Consider the following 25,487-nt stretch of genomic DNA (forward strand, 5'->3'; position numbering starts at 1 on the left):
TGGTAGTTAGTAGATGAAACAAAGCCTCAAGTATATATTTTTGAGTTTGGGGTTAATCAGCTTGGGGGTTGCCAGCTATTTTGGCTATACAGTGTGGCAAGTATTAAATATTGGCACTGCTTATCAAGCTAAACAATTTTGTTCGGGAGTGTTTGTCTCTGGGCGCACTCCCGAATCTATTTTCAACCAAGATGTTTTAGCTGAGATTAACGGTTTATCATCACTAGAACGGTCAATTGTCAAGTCAATTCAAGTTAAGATTGATCGCCCACAACAATCTGTAACAGCAAGTATGTTCGGCTGGATACAACATCAAGCCATCTTTCGTGATGGATTGGGTTGTACTTTAGTCATTGCTACCACTCCAGCAGAGTTGCGATCGCTCGTCAAGCCAGTGTCTCTGGTTCGCCAAAAAACCGATGAACTGTGGTTACAAGAGCCTACAGAAAAAAAGCCACCTGAAATCAACCAAAAACAAATTAAAGTAGCTCTAGACAGGGTTTTCCAGCCCCAGCAGCACACTAGGGCGGTAGTGATTGTTTATCAAGGACATATTATCGCCGAACGCTACGCACCAGGGTTTTCCGCGCAAATGCCTTTACCTGGATGGTCGATGACCAAGAGCGTATTTAATGCACTGGTGGGGATTTTGGTTAAGCAGGGTAAACTATCGCTGGCCGATAAAAATTTGATGCCCCAGTGGAATAATAAAAGCGATCGCCGTAGTGAAATTACGCTAGATGCGATGCTTCGTATGAGTAGCGGATTGAAGTTTAACGAAGCAGAATCAAATCCTCTGGGAAATTTGATTCAAATGCTATTTGGTCAGGCAAATGCGGCTGATTATGCGGCAAACCAGCCCTTAGAAGCCGAACCAGGTACTAAATGGCAATACTCCAGTGGGACAACCAACATTATTTCGCGGGTGATTCGCAATGCTATAGGTAACGATGCTGATTATCTGACATTTCCCCGTCGCGCCTTATTTGATCCCTTGGGTATGAAGAGTGCGGTGATCGAATTGGATACATCGGGAACTTTTGTTGGCTCATCTTTTATGTATGCTACAGCCAGGGATTGGGCGCGATTTGGTCTACTTTATTTACAAAATGGTATATGGGAAGGACAACGCATCTTATCAGAAGGCTGGGTAGAGTACAGTCGCACGCTAACAAAGCTTGCACCCAAGAAAAATTATGGTAGTCATTTTTGGTTGATGAACGTTGCTACAGCATCTGGACAAAACCAAATTCTGACTGCTCAAGGATTTCAGGATCAATATATTGCGATTATTCCTTCACACCAACTCGTTATCGTTCATCTGGGAAAAAATGAAACATCGACCCGCGAACAGTTTGTTCCTCAAATCTTAGCGGCTTTTACTAATTGAACATTGCTTTTGCTATTATGTAAGTACAGTCTGTATATACGCATAAATTATGAGTAACTCCTACAGCATTCGGAGTACCAAAATTGGTAACAGCGCAGGATTTAGGCTACCCGCAGAGTTTTATCGAGAAAATCCTCAGTTTGCCAATGCAGATGGTTGGATAGAAGTATTGTCAGAAGATACTGCTATTGTGCGGATTGAGCCTAAGTCAAAAGAAGACGACGAGGACTCGGTATTAATGCGCCTATTTCTCGATTTTGCGATGACAGAAGCATTGAAAAATAATACTTTACAACCTTATACAACCCAAATGTCGGAGGCTGCCCATAAACTGATTGCGGGTGTAGAATTAGACGATGATTTATTAGAAGATGGCGAAATTTATTAGTAATGGGTGGGAAATTTATTTTCATCCACAATTATTTGGTCATCAATATCAAGAATTATTTGAACGTGTTTCTCGCTTGCAAGAACAACTACCAGAAAGCGAATATAAAACCCATGCAACAGTTAAGTTATTTGCTGCAATTACTGTAGCTATTGAAACTAAAATTCCTGCCGATCCGTTTGCCAGTTATTTTGCTTTAACAGGAGCATTAAAACGTTACGGAAGGGTAAAAAAGATGGGTTTACCCCAAAGATATCGGTTATTTTTTCGGGCGTTTGATACAGAAAATTTGAGAGCCATTGTTATTTTGTGGCTAGGGTTTCCGCGTAAGGAAGGGGCAAAAGATGACTGCTATCAGGTGTTTAATAAAATGATTGAACGAGGGGAATTTCCAGATAGTTTGGATGAGTTGTTGACAGAAGGTTAAAAAATAGTTTTTAACCAGAATAAACTCGCCCTTTCCAAGCACCGCCGCGCCCTTGCCAATGACGAATTGCTGAATCGATAGTCATTAACGTGTAAAGAAAGGCGATCGCAGGTAAACTAAAAGCAAATAAAGGTGAGCATTGATAAAAACCAACGATGGGAAAATAAGCAACGGTCATCAATAACCATGTAGATAAACCTGTAAGGGCGATTATCCCATTACCCAACAATAGACCTAGGATAAAACCAAGCGGTGGAATCAGATAAATTAAAGTCATCGCCACCACAGTTCCGAGTAATAATAAAGGTGAATAATTTAACTGAGTATAAGCACTCCGCGCCACCATATCCCAAATAGTTTGCAAGGAATTATAGGGACGCAAACTGTAAGTTAAATTACTCAATCCTAACCAAATTCGCCCTTTACTAGATTTGACTGCACTAGCTAAAGCACAATCATCAATCAAAGCTTGGCGAATAGCTGGAATCCCACCAATTCTTTCTAAAGCTGTTCTACGAATGAGAATAGAACCACCAGCCGCCGCCGCAGTTGAATTTTTCGGATTATTTACCCAGCGAAAAGGATAGAGTTTTTGAAAGAAAAAAACGAAAGCCGGAATCAACAATTTTTCCCAAAAACTGTCACAGCGCAATTTCACCATGACAGAAACCAAGTCTAAATCTTCTTGTTCAGCTTTTGCAACAAGTCGCTGCAAATTATTGACATCGTGAGCGATATCTGCATCAGTGAGTAAAAAATAATCTGGAGTGAGTGCTTGGGCTTGTTTTAGACCTTGTTCCACAGCCCAAAGTTTACCAGACCAACCAGAGGGCAATGCTTCGCCAGAGATGATGTACAATTGCTGGGCTTTATCTAAAGCGTGGGCGACTCCTTCAGCGAAGGCGGCGGTGCGGTCAGTGCTGCGGTCATCTACTAGAAAAATGTGGAAATTACCTGGATAATTTTGTAGTAGTAGCGATCGCAAACTAACAGGTAATACATCAGCTTCGTTACGCGCCGGAATCACAGCACACACACTAGGTAACGATTTTAACGGTGATTCTTTCACCTCTAATTGTTGGTCTAATCGCCAAAACTGCCCCCGCAAAGTTAGTAAGCCTAACCAAATCACCAAAGATAAAATCACTAACCCTAGTAAAATTGCCACCATGATTCAGAAAGAATAACTCACCAAACTTTGGTATTGTATAGCCTTTCCTGTTGGAGAAAGCTAAATTTCTTTGAGATGAGAAGCTAGGGCGTGTTTTCCAACTATAACCTTACCTTTACCCTCACAGCGAATGTGTATTTTTGTTAGGATACAACGAGTTTGAAAACACGCCCTCGCCGCTAGCCCCTATTTTTCACCTAAAGTATTTGAATCAACAGATAAACACTGATAAATTAGCAGTGTCTATCTGTGTTTAACTAATGAATTACGACACAGCCCGCAAACTGCTTGTATCTCAAACAATTGCCACCGAAGAAAACCCTGATGCTTTATTGATGCGGATGAAGCAGGGAAAACCACCTGTTCCTGGTCAGATTACCTCAATTTTATTGGCATTAAAAGTCGTGTTTGAAGCCCTCAAAGATGCACCTAGCCTAGACCGAGACTTAATCTTTGCCCTTTATCAGTTAGGTGTAAAAACACAACAGTTATATATAGCTGGACGCAAAGCAGGAGTAGATTGGCCACCACTACTCAAAGAAGATTTAATTAGAATTGCCCTGGCTACGGAAAGTATTTTTTCTGGTGTATGGCAAACCCCGCCATCTGGGGGGTTTGGCGGGGGTTAAAGTTCAACGAATTTGTAACTCTTTGAACAATTTTTCTGCGTCAGTTTTGAGTAAAACTGTCATTTGTCCAGTGAAAGCCTTACCATTGCGAGGTTTAGCTATTTCTATCCAATAAGCATAGCGATCGCCTATACGTAATTGCCCTTGTAAAGCTTCTTTAATCGGAGTTTTAGCAAAACGAGCCGAGTTTACTTGACTTTGGCTAGGGTAATCATACACTACCTGAGCTTGATTAAAATCTTGGTAGATATCGTAGCCATAAATTACCCGCAAAGATTCTTGCAGGCGTTGAAAGCTCATACCATTAATAGCATCATACATAGCCAAGCGTTCGTAACGAATCCGGCTGCGGTCTTTGGTAAACTCCACCTTACCTGGAGGTAAAACCGAAGCCTGAAAAGTAAAGCGTTGAGCGGCTGTGTCACTCTTCTGCACATATAATTTTTCGCCACTGCCAGGGCGTAGCGTCGGATGGGCGTTCATCCAAGTAGTCACTTCTTCCGTAGTTTGCCCAGGTAAAGCATTTGCTTGAGAATTAAACACCATACCCACGCCTAGCCAGGGAATGAGAGAAAAAGACAAAATTAAGCCATTCACCAAAGATTTTTTTAGCATTTTCCTATTCGGGATTCACACGGAAATTCCCCAATGATGGGTTAATCATAGTCTTCCCGTTTTAATATGTGATTATTTCATAGCACTCGAATTTATCTATGTGAAAGGGAATAGCAAATAAGCAACAAATAACAGAATAATCACCCTAATTGGAATTAGGAATTTGCTATGAAGACTTAGAAATCAAATATGATTCTTAAAGAATATCCTATTCAATAGGACAGTTGGGACTAGGGCCTTTTAAAGAATAGTTATCAACCTGCACCCAGCTATCTTGTCCCAAAGCCCAGAAACCAGTGAAAATATTATAATTAGAGGCATTACCAGTGCGAAACTGTAGCGTTAGTTTTGTATATTGCGGTAAGCTACCAAACTTGAGTTCTGACCAAACTTTCTGTTCAGTATCACGCACTCCAAAATATCCATCTCTCACATTGGGCGATGTCCGCACATAGGCTTCTAATATATAGTTAGAATTTGGCTGAAGACGTACTTGCTGACGAATCCCATTCCAATCAGAAACATTCCGCATCCAGGCGTTATTTTTACCACTAAAACTATATCCTTTATTCACATCAAACCCTGCACGTCCTTCAATTTCCCAATAAGATGATGGATGTGGCTGTTGTTCAAAGTCTAGATTGCCATAAGGTGCTGTACATGATGCTTTTCCTTGGTTTAGGTAAATGCTGTTGATTAATGTTGCAATCACACCAACACTCAAAAGCTTTATTAATCCGCATTTGTTAAATAAATTTATATTATGGTTAAACTTGATTAAGTAATCATTAAATTGCTTGGGCATAACAAATTATATTATTTTTATAAGTAAATTTGCTTGATTTTAGATGCTAGCTAAAAAGGAATTTATGTAATGGGTAAGGGCTAGAATATTAGCCCATAAAAAACTTACTTATACAGAGGATTAGTGATAGTAAACGTCGCATCCTGTCTAAATAAATCGCTACCATCAGCAGCTTCTATCCACAACTCAAAATTTTTGTGTCGGATGTAGTGTCCGGGCAAATTGAGGGATTCCAATGACCAATTATGAGGATTATCACCAAATAGTCGAGTCTTAATGCAAAAGGTAGCATCTTCTCTAAACAACTGCTGGTTAATTCTCCTGGATAACTTTATTTGCAGATTTTCGTGTCTTAAAAAATGACCGGGAAAATTAACTGATTCAAATGAACTGCATTTGCTATTTGCTAATCCGGGAATAATTTTGTACGTTGCATCTTTTCTTCCCAGTTCGTCACTAATTGGTTCTAGATAGCCTAAAAAATTTCTGTGGCGAATATAGCGATCGCTATAATTATATGACCTAAAAGAAACCACTTCATTGCTATTTTGGGAATAAACTGATGAAGATGATGTCAAAAAGATGCCACAGACGGATAAACCTAAAGTTGAAATGCTCAAGAATTTTTTTAGCGAGTTAAGTTTCATATTTATGATTACTTGATAGGGGTTATGGTATTCCTATGTAATTGACAAAGCAAGAAACAGATAAGAGATTTGATTTTTTTCGATACATCCAATATCAGTAGTTTACCTGAGGATTTTTCAGATTAAAATATTTTTTTGATGAAAGGATCAGTAAATTTCATCAAAAATCAGGGAAAATCAAAAATATATATTTTTATTGAGAAGTGACTATAAATTTAAATGCCGAGAGGCGCAGAGTGTTTGATAAAAACTGTGCAAAATATAAGAGTTTTGATTTGGGAAATTATCTGCGTGGTGGGCGATAGCCTGGGAGTAGTGACTAGTGGGTGGGGAAGATGACTGATTTTTTTAGAACTCAAATATGAGTCCTATAGTAGGTTTACTCACTTTGATATCAATTCAGTTTCAATTTTGGCAACGAGACTGACAATAAATATAGAGAAAGGCTAGGTTAGTTTGTAATCTGTTGCACACTAGCAGCTATGGCAAAAGAATTAGCAATTCGCACCAGTGGATTAACAAAGCAATTTGAGCGACATATCGCAGTTAATAATGTTGATTTAGAAATTCCCACAGGTGAAGTATATGGATTAATTGGCCCCAATGGTGCAGGTAAAACCACTCTCATTCGGATGTTGGCGACAGCTGAGGAAGCAACAACGGGTGAGATTTATATTAATGGCGATCGCTTGGTGCGTGGTCAGAGTAACACTAATATTAAGCGTTACCTTGGCTACTTGCCTGATGACTATCCTTTATATGAGGATTTAAGCGTTTGGGATTACTTAGATTATTTTGCGCGCTTGTATCGTTTGCGCGAACCACGCCGCACTCAACGACTGCATGAAGTTTTAGAACTTATCCAACTGGGTAATAAACGCAACAGTTTAATTTCTACACTGTCGCGGGGGATGAAGCAGCGATTAAGTTTAGCGCGCACCATTATTCATGAGCCGATTTTACTATTACTAGATGAACCTGTTTCTGGGCTTGACCCTATCGCCAGAATGCAGTTCCGCGAAATTATCAAAGCTTTGCAAGAAGCGGGAATGACAATTTTAATTTCTTCCCACGTTCTTAGTGATTTAGCGGAATTATGTACATCTATAGGTATTATGGAACTAGGTTTTTTGGTAGAAAGTGCTTCACTCCAACATCTTTACCAACGCCTTGCTCGTCAGCAAATTGTATTGTCAACTCTAGGAAATCTAGAAGCAGTTATCAGCGAATTAAAAAGCCATTCTTTAGTGGAAGAATGGTCAGTTATGCCAGATAAAAATAGCTTAAAAGTGAACTTTTCTGGCGACCAAACAGCTTGTGCAGAACTTTTGCGATCGCTGATTCAAATAGGCATTCCAATTAGTAATTTTCATTGCACACAAGAAGATTTAGAAACTATTTTTCTCAAGATGGGTCATAAACAAGCATCTTGAAATCTTGTCTACATACAATTCAGGAATTTTCTCTATGTACTCTCATCTTTTAGACAAAATTGGTGATTGGAATCCTCAACTTTTACGAGAAATTAAAGGTCGGTTAAAAGTCCGCAATATTTTGCTGGCAACTAGCCTTTCTTTGCTGGGTCAATTTATATTATTCATGTCTTTTCAAAGCCAGTTACCTACAAACCTCACGGCGTTTCAAAAAAGCTCTAACAGATATTGTACAGGTTCTGTAGACTATGATGTACCACAATGCTTGAGCGATGGTTTAGACAATGTAATAATTAATTGGCAACTCTGGTCATTTGACATATTTAGTTTGCTCAGTTTGCTGACTTGTATTGTATTGTTAGTAGCAGGTACACATCTACTTATTAATGATTTAGCTACAGAACAAAGACGCGACACTCTCAATTTTATTCGGCTTAGTCCCCAAACAGCACAAAGCATTTTATGGGGAAAAATTCTTGGAGTTCCGATTTTATTTTATTTTGGCATCCTGCTAGCGTTACCCTTACATTTATGGTCAGGATTCAATGCTCAACTTTCTATCATACAAATTTTGAGCTTTTATGCAGTTGTGATGACGGCTAGTGTTTTATATTTCAGTGCAGCATTGTTATTTGGCTTAGTCGGTTCTTGGTTAGGTGGTTTTCAAGTTTGGTTAGCGAGTGGGACATTACTCAGTTATTTTTTATTTACTGAATCAGCAATCAAACGTGATTTTACGGGTGATTCTCCAGCCAATATAGTGGGATTATTTAACCCATACTTTTTAATTCCTTATCCGGAAATTGATCATAATTTTCTCAATAATATTCCCAAATTTGCTGACTTTCATTGGTATATTTTGCAGTTAAAAAGTAATCTCGGATTGACAGTCGGCTTTGCTTTATTAGTGTATTGTGTAGGTATATTTTTTATTTGGGAATCTTTGCAGCGTTGCTTTCAAATTTCCGACACCACAATGTTGAGTAAAAAGCAAAGTTATTTACTCACATCTTGCTTTACACTCATCACTTTAGGAACAGCTAATTGGCAAAAAATAGTCTTTCAGCAACAGTCTTACCTTTCCTTGATGCAGGGAGATACAGCACTTTTGATGATTTTAAATTTCGGCTTATTTCTCTATTTGATTGCAGCCGTTACTCCTGGTCGCCAAACACTTATAGATTGGGCGCGTTATCGCCATGTTGCTCATCTCAAAAATTCTCCTCGTGGCAGTTTAATTTATGATTTAATTTGGGGTGAAAAAAGTCCAGGAATTTTAGCGATCGCTATTAATGCAGCCATAGCAATTACCGGGATAAGCTGTTTTGTGTTAGCATCTAATACTAATATGAATAACAAAATAGATGCTTTATTTGCACTAGCTTTTGGCGGGATTTTAGCTGTAACTTATGCGGCTTTAACACAATTAGTGTTGTTTATGAAAACAGAACAACGCATATTGTGGGCAGCAGGCATTTTAGTTGCAGTCATTGTCTTACCAAACATTATATTTTTAGTACTTTTTTCTAGCCCCGCGAATAACTCTTTTGTCTGGCTATTTTCTGTTCTAGCCCCGCTAGTAGTTTTATTTTATTCAGGTGAACATAACTCCTTAGTTGAGCCTTTGCTAGCAATTTTAGGTCATTTTGCTATCTTAGGATTTTTGATATTGCAATTAACGCGCAAGTTAAAAAAAGCTGGAGAGTCTGCAACTAAAGCACTGTTAGTAGGAAATTAATTAGTGTAGCTTTTTGGCTGTTGATTTACAGCGTTTGACTTGAATCGTTAACAGCCACTAAAATTTCTCTCGGTATCAATGGTGAAATTCCATTGATACCTTGAAAATCCTTGATATTGTAAGTTGCAAAATAATCTACTCTTGCGCTTAAAACTAAACTAGCCAGCCTTACATCAAATATTCTGGCAGAGACAGCATTAATTTTAACGGCTAAATCTAAAGTTTCATTGATACTATTAATTGTGGGATAAACGATTTCAAAATATCCACTTAAATATGTTTGTTTAATTAGATTTTTAGCATCGTTTGGGCTTAATGGTTTACCCGTCATAGCTGATTTATTTGTAATAATTCTATATAATTCAACTAAATTTTGTTCTCCAATTACACCCTGAATATTATTTACTTCTAAAACTAAATTGAGTAGTGTAGCTGACTCAGGATGAAAAATCGCGGTTTCATCATGAACATAAACTAACACATTAGTATCAAAGAATATCCTGCGTGCGCTCATAGATGTCTTCTCTATCTAATGATTCATCTCTTATGCCAAATTTGAAAGTAGGAAAATTATACTTTCTCTGACGCACAATAATAATTACTTCTACTTCCTCACCTTCATTAATATCGGCAGGTAGTGGTTCATTTAAAATTATTGTTTTTCCTTTGATATAACCTTTCACGTTGACAAACTCCTATCAAAATTTAGCAGATTTTTAGATTGATCAATTTTTTACTATTAATATATTTAGCATTTTCTCAAAAAATTGGAGTTTTGACGATAACATACTACCAAAATCAGCAATAATAACTTAAGTCAGCTAACAACAGTCAACCATGTCGTACAATCGCTCAATTGCTGTTGAATTCCGCGATGTCAGCTTTAGTCGCAGCCGTCGCAATTTAGTAGCAAATCTTAATTTTTCTATCTATCAAGGAGAAGCATTAATATTACTTGGACGCAGTGGTAGCGGTAAAACTACCACGATGAAATTAATTAATCGTCTGTTTACGCCAACCACAGGTGAAGTCGTATTTGATGGAACTCCGACAAAGCAATGGGATGAAATTAAACTACGACGCAAAATTGGTTATGTCATTCAAGAAACTGGTTTATTTCCCCATTTCACTGTAGAACGCAATGTGGGTTTAGTTCCTAGTTTAGAAGGTTGGAAACCGAAACAAATTAAAACAAGAGTTTATGAATTGTTGCAATTAGTAGGGTTAGATCCTGTGCAGTTTGCTGGGCGTTATCCCCATCAACTTTCGGGGGGACAAAGGCAAAGGGTAGGCGTAGCGAGGGCGTTAGCCGCAGATCCTCCAGTGTTGTTGATGGATGAGCCTTTTGGCGCACTTGACCCTATTACACGCTTAGAATTGCAACAGGAGTTTCGGCGGTTACAGCAAGAACTCGGGAAGACAGTGGTTTTTGTGACGCATGATATTCAAGAAGCGTTTGTGCTGGCTTCTAGAATTGGGTTAATGTATGACGGAGAACTGGTAGTATTAGGTACAAAGGAGGAGTTTGTGCGATCGCAACATCCAGAAAGCCAGGCTTTTCTTCAATGTCTGCGTTCTCTGCAAGACAATTTATGAAAGATTTTTTCTTGATTAAGTATGCCCCAGAAATTTTCCAGCACACGCTAGAACATTTATTTTTGGTAGGCATTGCCATTACAATTGCCACACTTGTTGGCATTCCGCTAGGTATTTTAATTACCCGTCAAACTCGTTTGCGTCAACCCATTTTGGGTATTGCCAATGTATTGCAAACTATTCCAAGTTTGGCATTATTTGGTTTACTAATTCCTGTGCCTATCATTGGGGGAATTGGTGTTATTCCAGCCATTGTTGCTTTGACTTTATATTCTTTTTTGCCGATAATTCGCAATACTTACACAGGTATTACCAGTGTAGATCCCGCAATTATCGAAGCTGGTAGAGGTATGGGAATGACTGATCAAGAATTATTATTACAAGTCGAAATTCCCTTAGCAATGAGTGTAATTTTGGCAGGTGTGAGAGTTGCTGCAGTGATAGGTATTGGTATTGCTACAATTGCTGCTGCTATTGGTGCTGGTGGTTTAGGCGTGTTTATTTTTCGCGGCATTGCGGTAGTGAATAATGATTTAATTTTAGCCGGGGCAGTACCAGCCGCCGTGATTGCTTTACTGGCAGATTTGTTAATTGGGTTGTTGGAAACCAAATTAAAAGTTAAATAAGTAATGAAAAGATTTTTAATATTTTTTATTTTAACTTTTACCTTAGTAGTGGCGATCGCAGCTTGTAACCCTAGTGCAAATAATACCACGGGCGATATTGTTGTTGCTTCTAAAGATTTTACCGAACAAGATATTTTAGGCGAACTCTTAGCCCAACAAATTGAAGCAACAACTCAACTTAAAGTTGTCCGTCGTCCCCGTTTAGGCGGTTCTTTTGTTTGTCATAATGCTATTCTGGCAGGAAAAATTGATGCTTATATTGAATATACGGGTACAGCTTTTACTGGTATTTTAAAACAAAAAGCTGTCAATGACCCGCAAGTAGTTTACGAGAAATTAAAACAAATATATGACCAAAAATTTAAGCTAGAAGTTATGCCTAGCTTAGGTTTTGAAAATACTTTCGCAATGGTAATTCGTGGTGAAGATGCCAAGAAGTATAATATTCAAACTTTATCCCAGGTTGCTCAATATACACCCCAATGGCGCGGCGGTTTTGGCTACGAATTTTTAGAACGAGAAGATGGTTTTCCCGGGTTAGCCAAAACTTACGATTTGCGTTTTTCTAAATCACCGCAAGTTATGGACTTGGGTTTAATATATCGCGCCTTAATCCAAAAGCAAGTAGATATGGTGGCGGGAAATTCGACTGATGGACAAATTACGCGGTTAGGGTTAGCTGTATTAAAGGATGATAAACAATATTTCCCCCCTTACGAAGCTACGCCAATTGTCAGACAAGCAACGTTAAAGAAATACCCAGAATTAAGAAGTGCGATCGCTCAAATTTCTGGTAAAATTTCGGCAGATGAAATGCGCCAGTTAAATTATTTAGTTGAAGGCGAATTACAAGATATTAAAGAGGTTGTACGTGAGTTTCTTAAATCTAAGGGTTTAGGTTCTCGCCCAGGTACAAAGTGATTATGGGTCGAGATTATGAGTTGTCAGGTCAATTCTCTCCCTAAACCCTACACCCTTACACCCAATCTTTTTATATAACTACTGTTCAGGAAATATCGCTAATTCTGTATCAGGGTCGAAAAAGTGTAATTTGTCAGGTGTTAAGGATAACCACAATTGTTCGCCGATGCTCACCTGGCGTTCTGTGGGGATGCGAACTTGCCAATCAGAAGTAGTAGCAGTGGGGGAAGAGTTAGGTTCAGCAAGTTTAACGCTGATAAAAGCATCGTTGCCTAAGTTTTCTACCAAGTCCACTTGCACAGGTAAATTTTTGGTTGCGGGTAAGCTCAAGCTCAGGTGTTCTGGGCGAATACCTAAGATTAACTTCTGTTTATTGTATTTTTGCAAAGCTTTTGCCCAAATCTCTGGCAAGGTGAACCGAAACAAAGGATGGGTAATTAACAATGGGGCGTTAAACTCCACAGAAATAAAATTCATGGGTGGGGAGCCAATGAATTCAGCGACAAAACGGTTGGTTGGACTGTTGTAGAGTTCTAAGGGAGAAGCCACTTGCTGAATTTGACCTTGATTCATAATGGCAATGCGATCGCCCATTGTCATTGCTTCGGTTTGGTCATGGGTAACGTAAATGGTGGTTGTACCTAACTGGCGTTGCAGTTTCACAATTTGAGCGCGAGTTTCTGCCCGGAGTTTGGCATCTAAATTAGACAGTGGCTCATCCATTAAAAATACTTGAGGATTGCGCGCGATCGCTCTGCCTAAGGCGACCCGTTGTCTTTGTCCTCCCGATAGTTGTTTGGGTAAGCGATTTAGCAGCATTTCAATTTGTAATAATTGCGCCACCGCTCGCACCCGTTCATCGACCATTTTTTCCTTTGCAGAAACGTAACGCAATCCTTTTGGCAACTTTCGCGTCACTCCCACCAAAACATTCTCCGACCAATTAGGGAGTCGGGAGTTGGCAGTTGGCAGTTGAGATTGCCGATTTGCCCTACTCCCCAATTCCCGCCGACGTAAGCCAAAAGCAATGTTGTCATACACCGTCATGTGCGGGTAAAGCGCGTAATTTTGGAACACCATCGCAATGTCCCGTTCCTTTGGTGGTAGGTCATTAATCAAGCGATCGCCTACTAAAATATTCCCACCAGTCAGTGATTCTAAGCCAGCAATCAACCGCATTAAGGTGCTTTTACCACAGCCAGAAGGCCCCACCAGCACCATAAACTCACCATCGGCAATTGTCAGGTTAATCCGCCGTAAGACATTAATATTTTCTGCACGCTCTTGTGTTGTATTACTTTCCCCTTTACGTGGGGGGAAACTTTTATAAACGTTTTCTAAAATTACTTGCGCCACGAGTTTTAGTTATAGTCATTAGTCATTAGTTATAGTCATTAGTCATTAGATGAAAACAAATGACAGATAACAAAGGATATTTTAGCTAAAACCGACAGAAGCCCCACATCTGACCGAAGGCAGTGTGGGATGAATGTCGGGGTGATGACGAATTGACCCACAACCAATTCAATCCGCTATTCCTTGACAGGGCAGGGGGTCGATGTTAGCGAAGCGGTAGCGACGTTCGCGCAGCGTCTCGCAGAGAAGGAGCGTCGGAATCACCATTTTCTGGTCGGTCTTGTGATTCGATGTATTGTTTCAAGGTTGAAAATGAAAGCCAAATTATCGTTGTGGAAAACCTAAACGTTAAGGGAATGGTACGGAATCGCAAGCTATCTAAATCAATATCCGATGTTGGATGGGGAATGTTTGTTAATTTCATTGATTACAAGTTAAAAGCTAAAGATGGTCAACTTGTAGAAATAGGAAGATTCTTTCCCAGTTCCAAAACCTGCTCTTGTTGTGGACACATCGTTGATGAATTGCCTCTGGATATCAGAGAGTGGGATTGCCCTGCTTGTAAAAATCATCATGATAGGGATGCGAACGCAAGTAAGAATATCAGAGCAGAAGGCATACGGATATTATCTATGGGCGGAGGGAACCCCGTTCTTGCTGAGTCGAGGCGACGTAAGACCAATAAGCCGCAAGGTGGAAAGGCTGTTGTCGATGAAACCAGAAGCCCACACTTCGGAGTCGCAGAAGTGTGGGTAGTTCACCGACCATCATACATTTTCTGGCTACCGATTACGTTGGACGCTCCAATTCCATATCATTCCAAGATGCCGGGTCTTCTACAGGTTCTAGATGAGTTATGAGGCTACTTCCTGGCAGTGCTTGGATCATCTTTAACTCAATCTCTTCACATAAATTATGTCCTTGCTGCACTGTCCAAAAGCCGGGAACTAAAACATGAAACGAAATAAAGCGACGTGTTCCGGCTAACCGAGAACGCATTGCATGAAACTGAATACCTTGTTGTTCGTATTGGTTGAGAATCTGGTGAATGATTTCTAGTTCTTCTTTTGGTAAAGTTGCGTCTAGCAGTCCAGAAAAAGTTTCTCGCAGTAAACGAAATCCGGCCCAAACAATATTGATGGCTACCAATAAAGCAATAATTGGGTCAAGTACTAACCAACTACTAAGCTTGACCAGAATAATTCCTAAGATGACACCACCGGAAGTCCAAACATCGGTTAATAGGTGGTGAGCATCTGCGCGCAAAGTAATCGAACGTAAGCGTCTACCTGCTCGCAGCAAGACAAAGGCTACCCCACCATTGACGGCTGTGGCTAACAAAGACAAACCCAACCCTAAACCCAATTGAGTTAATGGCTCTGGATGTAACAACCTTCCCCAGGCTTCTACGGCAATGCTGATAGCGGCTACTAAAATTAACGCTCCTTCGGCCCCACTCGAAAAATACTCGGCTTTAGAATGCCCAAAAGTATGTTCGGCATCTGCTGGTTTAGCCGCATAAGTCAATGCCCACAATGCCACAAGTGCCGCCACCAGGTTGACACAAGATTCAATAGCATCAGAGAGTAACCCTACCGAACTAGTTAGTAAGTAAGCTCCGAACTTTAAAGCAATAGTGATCACTGCGGCGGCGATCGATAGATAAGCATAAGACCGGGCTGTTCGGCTACTCATTATCACTACTCAAGTGCAATTCTATGACACAGTAGCAAATGTAGCCCTTTCCTTGATCTATCTCAAGATTTTTATATTTTTTTAACTTACCAAACTTGTTGGCGATAGATTGCAATCTCCGGTATTCCGATATATTATAGAGTGTATAAAAGCAGTGATAAATCTAAAATTTAAATCCTATCGTCAGCGTTCTCCTTTCCTAAGCGCGTAGCATAGCCCTTTGCCTTCTGGTGAGGGCATTTTTCTATGTTGGTACTGCTTTGACTTGAAAACCTATGAATAAAAATTGGGTTTTGGCAGTTCATCATTTAGTACCCAGTTTCCGATATCTCGAATTTTATAAGCCACTGGATCGTGGAGAGTGAATGTCCGCAGATTGCGCCAATAACGGTCAAAACCATATTCTGCACTAGTGGAACGTGCCCCCATCACTTCAAAGATGCGATTTGTAATTTCTAAACCGACTTTAGTCGTCAAAGCTTTAGCACTAGCAATTAAGAGGGCGCATTCTCCCCGTTGTTCTGCTGTTAGCGACCATTCTTGTTCCCAAGTCGCTTGTAGTAACTCTCCCGCCTCGTTAACTAAGCCTTTAGCCGCTTGCAAATCGACCCACATTTTGCCATAGTCTTCCAGAATGTAAGGATCGTGATTTGCACTTTCTACACCTGATGTTAGCCAAGGTTTTGTCTTCGTGCGAGTATATGTTTTAGCGGCTGCAAATGCTCCCTCGGCGATTCCCAAGTAAATATTAGCCAAATTCAATTGCGTTAGACAGGCACGAATACTAGTGAAAGGTTGAGTTGGTTTATTTCTCACACCCAGAATTTCTTCTGGGTAAACCAATACATTATCAAAAGTGACGCTACCACTATCTGTTTGGCGTTGTCCCATATTATTCCAATCATGATTCACACTCACGCCTAACCGTTGGGTCGGAATTACCAGAATCATTAATTCACCCGTTGCTTGGTCAATGGCAGTGATGGGTAATATGTCGGAATCATGGGAACCTGAACAAAAACTTTTAACCCCGTTGAGTCGAAAATAATTGTTTTCTGGGGTCAGAATATTTCTTTTATCTAAGGGGTTAAGGGCGTTGCACCAAAACCAATTGTTACGAATCGTTTCTGTATAATAGCGTTGTTTCTGCTCTGCCGAACCAAAAATATGCGGAACTACAACACCTAAATGATGGTAAGAAAAGACATGGGCAATTGAACTATCAACTTTGGCAAACTCACGAGTAATTTGCAAAACAGTAATCCAGCTTTGGCCTAAGCCGCCGTATTCTTCGGGGACGATTAATTTCAGTAAGTTGGTTTCACGAACGCGATGGCGTTCGTGTTTTGGCGTTCCTCCTTTTGCGTCCCTCTCCACCGCAGTTTTGGCAAATTCTTCTGCTAAAGATTTAGCTATATCTAAATAGTTTTGCGACTCTTTCGTGTCAATCAATTGCATAAATTACCACTTCTCCTCTTCACCCTCTTACCAGGAGCAACTATAAATTTCGCTAGAAAAACTTTAATCTACAGTATTTTGACCAGATTACTGTAATATTTTTATTTTTACATATCCAAACTCATAAATCAAGTTAAAAATTAAATTTTTGCCTAAAATTATAGATTGCTAATACGTCACGAATAAATAGATATTTCCTGGCAAAATATACTTGTTTTTATTAACTATCTATGCGATATTTTTAATTTAAATACTATAATCTGCTTTAAATTGATGGAGATATAGTATTTTTAAAGCATAAATTCAGATAATTCTGTAAAATTGTCATTTTTGTTTACAGAATCATAGATATTATCACAGCAGATAGCGCAGCTATTATCAGGATATTATTTGTGTGAAAAATGACATTTTATCTTGAAGTATGCAGATAAAACCGAAAAATTCACTTATGTAGCTGGTAGTTTAGCGATATTAGTGAAAATTTTTGGGTGTGAAAGTCACTATGCAACAAGAAGCAGAAGCATAGATTAAGACTATGTTGATTGCTGAAACTCCTGAGAATCTCAGCACTCATAACTCAGCACTTTGCTATAGCTTGAATAATTGCTCAATGTCTGATGACTTTCGATAAGTTTTTACCATCAAAAATATCAGGAGTAATTGGAATGTTCAAAGGTTCATTTCACAATTTAGGCATACAAGCAGTAATTTTCAGTGCGACTTTGTTAGCCAGCAAATCAGTATACGCTCAAGACCTGGGAAAAGTAAGCGAAATTGATCATATGTCCCAGATAACATCTGTATCGCAATTTTCAGATGTTCAACCAACAGACTGGGCATTTGGCGCACTACAGTCTTTAGTGGAACGTTATGGATGTATTGCAGGCTATCTAGATAGTACTTATCGCGGAAACCGTGCCATTACTCGTTACGAATTTGCAGCTGGCTTAAATGCTTGTCTATCTAGAGTTAACGAATTAATTGCCACAGCCACATCTGACTTAGTTAGCAAAGAAGACTTAGCAACTATTCAACGACTACAAGAAGAATTCGCCTCTGAGTTAGCAACTTTACGAGGTCGCGTTGATAGTTTAGAAGCGAGAACTGCTGAACTAGAAGCTAATCAATTTTCCACAACAACTAAGTTAGTTGGAGAAGCTATATTTGCCGTGACAGATGCCTTTAGTGGTTCGGTGAATGGTAGTAACCCAGTTTTTCAAGATAGAGTCCGCTTGGTATTCAAAAGTAGTTTCACAGGTAGAGACAGTTTGAATGTTCGTTTCACAGGGGGAAATGCTAATACTTTGAGGTTGCCAGATGGTACAGCCGAAGGACTGCAAACTTTTAATCTTTCTCCCGGTAATAACAATGCGGCACTTGATTGGCTAGCTTATTACTTTCCTGTTGGCGACAACATAGAGGCTTATATCGGAGTAGTTAACGGAGTCTTCTTTGATTTTGTACCAACAATGAGTCCTGATCTTGATAGTGCCACCGGAGGCAGTCGTGCATTAACAGAATTTGCTTCCTCTAGTCCGATTTATCGGATTGGTGGTGGTGCAGGTGGAGGCTTCAATTATCGGTTCAGTGACAAATTAACTTTGAGTTTGGGTTACTTAGCCGGAGATCATGCCAGTCCTCAAGCAGACAGTGGTTTTTTGAATGGTCAATATAGTGCATTTGGACAATTAGCTTGGAACCCCAACAATAACTCTGGGATTGCTTTTACCTACGTCAATGCCTATCAAAACCGAGGAGCAATATTTGACTTGGGTAGTGGTTTTACACTCGTCGGAACTCAACAAGCTAACACTCCATTTGAACGAATGATTACTAATTCCTACGGAGTACAAGCTTTTTATAGATTGAGTCCGCGATTTGCTGTGAATGGTTTCTTTGGCTACACTAACGCCAAAAATCTTGTAGGTAGTGGTAGTGCAGATATTTGGTACTATGCTTTAGGCTTGGCATTCCCAGATTTAGGCAAACAAGGCAATCTTGGTGGCATTGTTGTAGGTGCAGAACCTTATCGGGGTGGAAATCCTGCACCTGCTGATGATTTATCCTTGCATATTGAAGGTTTTTACAAATATCGGCTGACAGATAACATTGCCATTACTCCGGGCGTGATTTGGATTACAGCCCCTGGTCAAAACAATGATAATCAAGATGCAGTAATTGGTACTGTCAGAACCACCTTCACCTTTTAGATAGTTTCAGCAACGTTACAAATTGTGGCGTTGCTGTTCAAAAATGGAAATTAGCTATGCCAAAAACTCTCTAACTGTTAACAGAAAAGAGAGAGTAAGTAGCCGTCATGAACTGCGTACACCAAAATTAACGACCTTCGTGATTTATAGCGATTCCCAGTTAAGTGAGGTACAGGTAATATTTTGAAACGCAGAGGGTCGCAGAGTTAAGCGCAGAGGTACGCAGAGATTTGTACTTCAGCAGACTAGGAAACGCTATAAACTCAGTGGCTGTTGTTCTTTAACTAGAGTTGCCGTATCTTGCCATAGTCCTAAACCGTCGTACAATCCTGGGGCCATTAAGAATACTTGAACCCAAAGAATATTAAACCACCAGTACAGCCCTTGGATAATATTTTCTTGACCTACCAGAGATACTGTTACCCAATACAACAAAACCGAAACTATCAAACTAGTAATAGTAGTAACTATGCCTTTTGTGGGCTGTGATAATTCCGTGAATGGCCACATATTAAATTGCCACAGCAAGCCTAACCCAACTGTTGTCCAAATTGCAGCAAAAGTTGGGCCTGTGGTGGTTGTTAACAAATCCATTCCTAGCTGTTTGAGAAACAACGCAGTAATTAAAGTGAGAAACAAAACAACACCTGTATGTAGTAACCCTAAACGGGGCATTCCTAGTTCTAGTTTATTCAACGGCCAGCGTTCAAAGAAACTACCAAATACTGTTGAACAAGGATACCAATACCAAGGAAAGTAAAAGGGTGAAAGTCCCCAAATTTGGGGCAGAAAGGTAAGAGCAGGAGCAATAAAGAAGACAGCAAAAAAGATATTGATAAATCCGCTAATTGGATGCCAATCCCGTACTTCTTTTGTAGTGACAAGAGTGTTGTCAAAGAAGAACAAACTAAGAGCCGCAGTAATGATTGCTGTTTGTCCCCACAAACCTACAGATGTGTCAGTGAGACTAGCTTTGGCAAAGATAAATTTCCACACTTCTCCAGTTAAATAAACTAGTGCTACTAGCACTAATAAATTCACCGTTCCGCGTCCGAATCTTGTGGAAGAAAAACGAGAGCCTGGATAGCCATTGAGGGAAAAACCGAGATGCCACCACCAGACAAAACAGATAGTAATGTAAGTCAATTTAGTCCCTACAGGCATCTGAAGAATTTGACCAAAGATGAGTTCAAAAATGTAGCTAATAACAGCAATTACAGGAATAAACAACAGTCCCTTAAATGGTTGGCTTTTCCAAATGCTGCGCTTTTGCTGGGGATGTGCAAAGCTCATAGTGTTAACTTCTCATCATTGTTAGATTGTTCAAGGGCAAAGCATTCGAGTCAAACCTCTTTTTGCTTTACCCTGGTGGAGAATGCAGAGTAACTATTACAACCAAGGATGGCGGGGAGGATAGACACCATTGAGGAAGTAGTTACCAACGGCGTAATACTTCCAACGCACGGGGTCATGGAGTGTATGCGCTCTGGCATTACGCCAGTGGCGATTGTAGTTGAATTCCTCCAAGGTGGATTTAGTACCGGCTAATTCAAATAACTTGTTGGTAGCAAGTAATGAGGCTTCGGTGGCTAGGGCTTTGGCTTCTGCAACCGCGATTGATGCTTCTACTACTTTGGGTTCTTCTAAACCTGATTCGTTGGCGATGTCGATAAATTCACCTGCGCGTCGCAGCAAGGCTTCCGCAGCGTGAACCTGAATTTGGACGTTACCTAAGTTATAGAGGGTGAGGGGGTCTTCGTAGCCTTTTTCTAAATTGCTATCAACCCAAGGACGGGTATGATTGCGGACAAAGTAAATGGTGTCACGAACTGCGGCTTTAGCAATACCCACATCGACAGCAGCTTGAATGATTTGGGCGATCGCACCCATTGGTGTAGCGCGCTCAAATGCTAAATAATGGGGAATGACGTGTTCTGCTTTGACTTTGACATTTTCAATGATGGTCGTACCGCTAGCCGTGGTACGCTGTCCGAAGCTAGTCCAATCATCAAGCAGGGTAAGTCCTTCAGCGTCTCGTTCTACAAATGCGACGACTGTTTTACCGTCTGGATTACTGGCGATGACAGGAACCCAATGGGCTAATAATGCACCTGCCGAATAGTATTTGCGGCCGTTGAGTACATAGTCAGAGCCATCTGGCTGCAATTTGGTTTGGATATCAGTTACTGATTTTGTCCCAATTTCCGAGAAGGCGTTACCGAATCGCTTACCTTGGAGAACTAAATCAAAGAAGAACTGCTTTTGTTGATGTGTACCATCCAAACGAATCGCTTCCACCATATAGAGGTGGTTTTGGGGAATTTGCCCCAGGCTAGAGTCAGCTTCGGAGATAATTTTGATTACCTCTGCTAAAGTAGCAGTAGAGACAAAAGCACCACCGTATTCTTTCGGTACTGTAATTCCCCACAATCCACTTTGAGAGAACTTCTGCACCTCTTCGGCAGGTAAACGCCGAGTTTGATCGCGTTCTGAATCACCTTTAGCAAACTCAGTAGCTAATTCATGAGCGATCGCGATCGCTTCTTGGTCATTCTGAATAATGTGCGCTTTTTGTTCGGTATCAATAATTGAAGTCATCGTTAAACTCCTTTCTAGATATAGATTCAAAACCGGACTTGTTTACTCTGAAATTGCCGTTGGGTAGTCTGAGATTCCAAAACTTTTTGGTAGCGTTTGAGATCGAATTCCATCGCCACAATCGGCACTATCGGGCCGAGTAAGCAAATAATTGGCCCAAGGTATAAGAATCGCCAACCAAAACCGTAACTGGCAATAATCAATGCAGAAATCACAACTAATAAAAATGCACCAAAAGCTAATATCTTGTTCTTTCTGGATTCTGTTTCATCGTCTTCGTCGATGTCTTCATCATCTAATCCATAGGTTTTAGACGCATAGGTCAAAACAAGATACATTCCTCGCAGATAAAAGACTGTGATAATTGCACCAAACACTGCGGTAAAAATTGTTTCCCAAGAGTAAGGGCTATTAGTGGTAGCGGTAGAAGAAACAGTAGAGTTTTGGGCATGACATAGCTGTGCATACACAACTGTAAAAAATGTCCCCAAGAAGAAAAAGCCCAGCCGCTTTGTAGTGCTATGAAACCTCACATTTGAAGTTTTGAAGAGATTGTCCATGATGTTAACCATTACCTAACATTTGATTCAGCAACTTCTGATAAATCATGAGCTTGTTTGAGCTTGCTGTAATCAAAACGTTCTGAATTTGTGGCAGCAATAATAATCGGAACTATTGTACTGACTACAACTACGGTGTATGTACTAATCTCTTCTCCTAAAGTGACGAGGGTGATGATTCCAGCAATTAATCCGCTAATTGTCCCGGCGGTAAATGCTGTTGCATTCATCTTTGTCCAAATAATTGAAAGTATCAAAGGGACAAGGACGGCGGCGCGAATCACAGAAGTTCCTAAAACTAAGGTCACTAAATCGATGCCGGATAGGATAACTGATATGGAAATCAAGGCAGCGATGACCATAGAGATGCGAGTCCAGGTAAAGAGCGATCGCTCTGATATATTGGGAAATAAGGGCTTAATTACGTCTACAGCCGAAACAGAACTGACCGCCGCTAGTGTGCCATCACAAGTGGAATAGCAAGCAGACAGCACAATAATTACAAACAAATAAATTACCCAGCTTGGTAGTCCTAGATGAGAGACGAGAAACGGCCCTAAAGCTGCGGGATCACCACCTAAATCTTTGGCTAAGTCTACATTTAAGGTGATTCCGACTAACCCAATGACACCTAAACACAGAGCCACTGGATAGTAGAGTGCGCCTCCCCAGAAAAAAGTCCGACCTAGTTCTTTTTCCCGAATACCCCAAGCTACTTGCCAGAATTCTTGACCAGCAATTGTGGCTGTAATAAGTGCCAAGCAGAATGTTAAGCCAAAACTCTGAAAAGCATCAGGTCGAGTTACAGAAAGTAAATTATTCCCATGACTTTCTACCGCTTGCCAAATAGCTTCTAGCCCGCCAACTTGCCCGACTACAGCCGCAGTGACTAATACAGAGGGCAGCATAATCAGCAAACACATGAGTGTGGAAGTTGACATCGAAGCCCAAAGTCCACCTAACATAATGTAGCCGAGAATGACAACGGAGGCGATCGCGGCCACAACTCCCTGGTTTATCCCAAAAATGGTGGCTACCATCAGTGACGCGCCTTTTAAGTTCACTGTCACAATTTGCACAGCACCAAATAGGATACCTGCAACTACCACAATCCGAGCTAACTTAGCACCGCCATAACGCACGGAGACAAATTCACTAATGGTGTAGCCATGAGGCATTAGCCGTCTGAGTTTTTTGGCAAAGGGAATGACGGCAACAACAGATAAACCATTGGGGACTGTAAACCACCACAGTCCTGATAAACCGTATTTATACGTTACGCCAATGGGTAATAAGATACCAATTACCCATGTCCAGACGGAAAGCAACCCGGCAATTCCAAACCCCAAACCCAATTTGCGCCCGGCAATCACAAAATCATGGGTATTTCGTACAAGTTTCCACTTGGCATAGTAGGAGACAGTTAACATGACCAATCCCATTACAATTAATGTGATAATGCCTTCTGTCTGTCCCAAAGATGCACTGGCTGTTAGGGTAATCCCTAGCATTATTTTCTCTCCTCTGAATTGTCTTGCTAGTGGTGAGAGAATGAATTATTTAGCTCTGATTCACAGAGTGATGCAGAGATGCTTCTAGCTGATTAAGTAATCACTTGAATGAGGCGAAGCGATTTTTGTAGATTAATTTCAGATGCAGAGATACAATCTCAAGTCAAGGCTTTGACAAACAGTATGACTCTCTCAAATGCGTTGTATGATTGCGGGATGATTTAAGAATTTGGGCGTTGCATAATCCACGTCTGGGCCTCAATCATCCAAATTATGTCAGCAACGCCCACTGAAACTCTAGCCAGAAATTTTATCAACAGGACTTACGCACAAGCTACGGAAAATCGAACCACAGAGGCGCAGAGTTCACGGAGAAATGAGAGTTTGAGAGATATTTTGCGTAAGTCCTAATCAAGTCTAAGTCTCGGTGTTGGCAAAACCTAGATATTGAAGATTAATTATCAGCCCTAATCTACAAAAATCGCTGCTGTCCAATATTGTGCGCTCAATCTAGACTTGAACTAAGTCTTCAGCAGTCCGACGATGTGCTTTGATTTCGCGCACAAGCGGAATTACTGTCCGACCAAATGCAGGTAAATCATCTGAATAGTGTAAGAAACCGCCAAGAATTAAATCAACTCCCGCTTCATAAAATTGGCGAATCTTCTCAGCCACCTGCTCTGGTGTACCAATCAAGCCGGAACGGAAGCCGTCGTTATACTGTACTAAGTCTTCAAAATTGGAATTTGCCCACATTCCCTGACGTTCACGGGTTGAGGCTCCTGCTTGTTTCACAGCTTCGCCAAATCCTTTAACTGCTTCTACATCCGCTTGAGCAATGATTTCGCGCAATACTTCATGGGCTTCGGCTTCTGTATCCCGGACGATGATGAAGGCATTCAAACCAAACTTGATGGTGCGTCCTGCTTCACGCGCTAATGCAGACACCTCTGCAATCTGTTCGCGCACACCTTCTATAGTATTGCCATTCATAAAATACCAATCAGATACGCGCCCAGCCATACGTCGGGCGGCTTTAGAGTTACCACCTTGGAAGATTTCTGGATGTGGTTGAGTAATTGGTCTAGGCTTCACCCAACCACCATTAATGCGATAAAAGTCGCCTTTAAAATGGAACTCGTCTTCTGTCCACAAACCTTTGAGAACACGGATAAATTCTTCCGAACGCCGATAGCGTTCATCATGATCTAACCAAGGTTCACCATAAATAGTGAATTCATCTTTGAACCAGCCACTAACTATATTCAAAGCAAACCGGCCGTTGGAAAGAAAATCAATACTAGAACCGATTTTGGCCACTACTCCTGGATGCCACAATCCAGGATGAACTGCGGCAATTAATTTTAACTTTTTGGTGACTGGAGCTAAGGCAGACACTGTTGTAAATGCTTCAAGTTGGTACTCAGCACCATAGCTAGCAATAAATCGAGCTTGAGCTAGAGCATATTCAAACCCAACTTCTTCGGCTGTTTGCGCTAGTTGAGCGTTGTAATCATAAGTCCAGTTGGTGCGTTGGGGGATTTTACTAACTACTAACCCACCACTAACGTTGGGAATCCAGTATGCAAACTTAATATCAGCCATAATTGTGTGTGCGTAATGGAGAATTTTTAGTTATTTGTCTGATGGTTGGTAATGAAAATCAATCACCAACAATGTAGCCCCGCGTACGGCAAAATCCTCATCAGAATT

Annotated in this window: 26 protein-coding genes and 1 pseudogene; 11 read left to right on the forward strand and 16 right to left on the reverse strand. The window is 40.5% G+C overall.

Annotation, left to right across the window (positions count from 1 at the left end; translation table 11 throughout):
• Positions 1-13 precede the first annotated feature (13 nt).
• Genes H6G69_RS00850 through H6G69_RS00860 form a run of 3 tightly spaced genes read left to right on the forward strand, consistent with a single transcriptional unit; the run spans position 14 to position 2,205 of the window.
• Positions 14-1,390, forward strand: coding sequence for a serine hydrolase (locus tag H6G69_RS00850; RefSeq protein ID WP_190680604.1), 1,377 nt, complete (start codon positions 14-16; stop codon positions 1,388-1,390).
• 49 nt (positions 1,391-1,439) lie between these two features.
• Positions 1,440-1,778, forward strand: coding sequence for a hypothetical protein (locus H6G69_RS00855; RefSeq protein ID WP_190680606.1), 339 nt, complete (start codon positions 1,440-1,442; stop codon positions 1,776-1,778).
• A complete protein-coding gene (locus tag H6G69_RS00860; RefSeq protein ID WP_190680607.1) occupies positions 1,762-2,205 on the forward strand; it encodes a type II toxin-antitoxin system YhaV family toxin in 444 nt (147 codons plus the stop codon). The genes H6G69_RS00855 and H6G69_RS00860 overlap by 17 nt, the downstream gene beginning before the upstream one ends.
• A gap of 10 nt (positions 2,206-2,215) precedes the next feature.
• On the opposite strand, the gene H6G69_RS00865 is transcribed toward H6G69_RS00860, so the two are convergent.
• Positions 2,216-3,376: a glycosyltransferase gene (locus tag H6G69_RS00865; protein WP_190680609.1), complete on the reverse strand. Its 1,161-nt coding sequence runs from the start codon at positions 3,374-3,376 to the stop codon at positions 2,216-2,218.
• A 260-nt stretch (positions 3,377-3,636) separates the two neighbouring features.
• Between H6G69_RS00865 and H6G69_RS00870 the strand changes: the two genes are divergently transcribed.
• Positions 3,637-4,005 carry a Dethiobiotin synthetase gene (locus tag H6G69_RS00870; RefSeq protein WP_190680611.1) on the forward strand — a complete coding sequence of 123 codons (369 nt, stop codon included), beginning with the start codon at positions 3,637-3,639 and terminating at the stop codon, positions 4,003-4,005.
• 3 nt (positions 4,006-4,008) lie between these two features.
• Here the strand turns inward: H6G69_RS00870 and H6G69_RS00875 are convergent, their stop codons facing one another.
• The 3 genes from H6G69_RS00875 to H6G69_RS00885 all read right to left on the reverse strand — a co-directional run bounded on the left by H6G69_RS00875 (position 4,009) and on the right by H6G69_RS00885 (position 6,045).
• Positions 4,009-4,620: a hypothetical protein gene (locus H6G69_RS00875; RefSeq protein WP_190680613.1), complete on the reverse strand. Its 612-nt coding sequence runs from the start codon at positions 4,618-4,620 to the stop codon at positions 4,009-4,011.
• A 208-nt stretch (positions 4,621-4,828) separates the two neighbouring features.
• Positions 4,829-5,332, reverse strand: coding sequence for a hypothetical protein (locus H6G69_RS00880; protein ID WP_313950110.1), 504 nt, complete (start codon positions 5,330-5,332; stop codon positions 4,829-4,831).
• 197 nt (positions 5,333-5,529) lie between these two features.
• Positions 5,530-6,045: an AbfB domain-containing protein gene (locus tag H6G69_RS00885; RefSeq protein ID WP_242071938.1), complete on the reverse strand. Its 516-nt coding sequence runs from the start codon at positions 6,043-6,045 to the stop codon at positions 5,530-5,532.
• Positions 6,046-6,554: 509 nt separating this feature from the next.
• Between H6G69_RS00885 and H6G69_RS00890 the strand changes: the two genes are divergently transcribed.
• Positions 6,555-7,505: an ABC transporter ATP-binding protein gene (locus H6G69_RS00890; protein ID WP_190680617.1), complete on the forward strand. Its 951-nt coding sequence runs from the start codon at positions 6,555-6,557 to the stop codon at positions 7,503-7,505.
• Positions 7,506-7,539: 34 nt separating this feature from the next.
• The gene (locus H6G69_RS00895; RefSeq protein ID WP_190680619.1) at positions 7,540-9,243 is read left to right on the forward strand and encodes a hypothetical protein; all 1,704 of its coding nucleotides are present in this window, start codon (positions 7,540-7,542) and stop codon (positions 9,241-9,243) included.
• 25 nt (positions 9,244-9,268) lie between these two features.
• Here H6G69_RS00895 and H6G69_RS00900 read toward each other — a convergent pair whose 3' ends face one another.
• Positions 9,269-9,757, reverse strand: coding sequence for a hypothetical protein (locus H6G69_RS00900; protein WP_190680622.1), 489 nt, complete (start codon positions 9,755-9,757; stop codon positions 9,269-9,271).
• Positions 9,732-9,926, reverse strand: a complete 195-nt coding sequence (locus H6G69_RS00905; protein ID WP_190680624.1) for a hypothetical protein — start codon at positions 9,924-9,926, stop codon at positions 9,732-9,734. Before H6G69_RS00905 ends, H6G69_RS00900 begins: the two co-directional genes overlap by 26 nt.
• A 154-nt stretch (positions 9,927-10,080) precedes the next feature.
• Here H6G69_RS00905 and H6G69_RS00910 point away from each other — a divergent pair, with 154 nt between their 5' ends.
• From H6G69_RS00910 to H6G69_RS00920, 3 genes are read left to right on the forward strand one after another with little or no spacing between them, the layout of a single operon-like run.
• The gene (locus H6G69_RS00910) at positions 10,081-10,839 is read left to right on the forward strand and encodes an ATP-binding cassette domain-containing protein (RefSeq protein WP_190680631.1); all 759 of its coding nucleotides are present in this window, start codon (positions 10,081-10,083) and stop codon (positions 10,837-10,839) included.
• Positions 10,836-11,465, forward strand: a complete 630-nt coding sequence (locus H6G69_RS00915; RefSeq protein WP_190680632.1) for an ABC transporter permease — start codon at positions 10,836-10,838, stop codon at positions 11,463-11,465. The genes H6G69_RS00910 and H6G69_RS00915 overlap by 4 nt, the downstream gene beginning before the upstream one ends.
• Positions 11,466-11,468: 3 nt before the next feature.
• Positions 11,469-12,386 (forward strand): glycine betaine ABC transporter substrate-binding protein, encoded by a 918-nt coding sequence (locus H6G69_RS00920; protein ID WP_190680634.1) that lies wholly within the window; start codon positions 11,469-11,471, stop codon positions 12,384-12,386.
• Between the two features lie 78 nt (positions 12,387-12,464).
• Here H6G69_RS00920 and H6G69_RS00925 read toward each other — a convergent pair whose 3' ends face one another.
• Both H6G69_RS00925 and H6G69_RS33620 read right to left on the reverse strand, forming a co-directional pair.
• Positions 12,465-13,742, reverse strand: a complete 1,278-nt coding sequence (locus H6G69_RS00925) for an ATP-binding cassette domain-containing protein (protein ID WP_190680636.1) — start codon at positions 13,740-13,742, stop codon at positions 12,465-12,467.
• Between the two features lie 205 nt (positions 13,743-13,947).
• A complete protein-coding gene (locus H6G69_RS33620) occupies positions 13,948-14,166 on the reverse strand; it encodes a hypothetical protein (RefSeq protein WP_206757628.1) in 219 nt (72 codons plus the stop codon).
• On the opposite strand from H6G69_RS33620, the pseudogene H6G69_RS33725 reads away from it, so the two are divergent.
• A pseudogene (locus H6G69_RS33725) lies at positions 14,099-14,293 on the forward strand (zinc ribbon domain-containing protein); the annotation flags it as partial. The gene H6G69_RS33620 and the pseudogene H6G69_RS33725 overlap by 68 nt on opposite strands.
• Positions 14,294-14,372: 79 nt before the next feature.
• Here H6G69_RS33725 and H6G69_RS33730 read toward each other — a convergent pair.
• The 3 genes from H6G69_RS33730 to H6G69_RS00940 all read right to left on the reverse strand — a co-directional run bounded on the left by H6G69_RS33730 (position 14,373) and on the right by H6G69_RS00940 (position 16,895).
• A complete protein-coding gene (locus H6G69_RS33730; RefSeq protein WP_242071957.1) occupies positions 14,373-14,513 on the reverse strand; it encodes a hypothetical protein in 141 nt (46 codons plus the stop codon).
• Between the two features lie 18 nt (positions 14,514-14,531).
• A complete protein-coding gene (locus H6G69_RS00935; protein WP_190680638.1) occupies positions 14,532-15,437 on the reverse strand; it encodes a cation diffusion facilitator family transporter in 906 nt (301 codons plus the stop codon).
• Positions 15,438-15,710: 273 nt separating this feature from the next.
• A complete protein-coding gene (locus H6G69_RS00940; protein ID WP_190680640.1) occupies positions 15,711-16,895 on the reverse strand; it encodes an acyl-CoA dehydrogenase family protein in 1,185 nt (394 codons plus the stop codon).
• Between the two features lie 665 nt (positions 16,896-17,560).
• Here H6G69_RS00940 and H6G69_RS00945 point away from each other — a divergent pair.
• Entirely contained in the window at positions 17,561-19,105 is a 1,545-nt protein-coding gene (locus tag H6G69_RS00945; protein WP_199335648.1) for an iron uptake porin, read from the forward strand.
• Between the two features lie 255 nt (positions 19,106-19,360).
• Here the strand turns inward: H6G69_RS00945 and H6G69_RS00950 are convergent, their stop codons facing one another.
• The 5 genes from H6G69_RS00950 to sfnG all read right to left on the reverse strand — a co-directional run bounded on the left by H6G69_RS00950 (position 19,361) and on the right by sfnG (position 25,379).
• Complete coding sequence (locus tag H6G69_RS00950) at positions 19,361-20,398, reverse strand: hypothetical protein (protein ID WP_190680644.1); 1,038 nt, start codon at positions 20,396-20,398, stop codon at positions 19,361-19,363.
• Between the two features lie 96 nt (positions 20,399-20,494).
• Positions 20,495-21,703, reverse strand: a complete 1,209-nt coding sequence (locus tag H6G69_RS00955) for an SfnB family sulfur acquisition oxidoreductase (protein ID WP_190680647.1) — start codon at positions 21,701-21,703, stop codon at positions 20,495-20,497.
• Positions 21,704-21,729: 26 nt separating this feature from the next.
• Positions 21,730-22,263 carry a hypothetical protein gene (locus H6G69_RS00960; RefSeq protein WP_190680648.1) on the reverse strand — a complete coding sequence of 178 codons (534 nt, stop codon included), beginning with the start codon at positions 22,261-22,263 and terminating at the stop codon, positions 21,730-21,732.
• An 11-nt stretch (positions 22,264-22,274) separates the two neighbouring features.
• A complete protein-coding gene (locus H6G69_RS00965) occupies positions 22,275-23,774 on the reverse strand; it encodes a sodium:solute symporter (RefSeq protein WP_190680650.1) in 1,500 nt (499 codons plus the stop codon).
• A gap of 510 nt (positions 23,775-24,284) precedes the next feature.
• Positions 24,285-25,379, reverse strand: coding sequence for a dimethylsulfone monooxygenase SfnG (gene sfnG / locus H6G69_RS00970; protein ID WP_190680652.1), 1,095 nt, complete (start codon positions 25,377-25,379; stop codon positions 24,285-24,287).
• Between the last annotated feature and the right edge of the window lie 108 nt (positions 25,380-25,487).

Origin of the sequence: Nostoc sp. FACHB-110 (assembly GCF_014697425.1) — a bacterium.
Lineage (GTDB): Bacteria > Cyanobacteriota > Cyanobacteriia > Cyanobacteriales > Nostocaceae > Nostoc_B.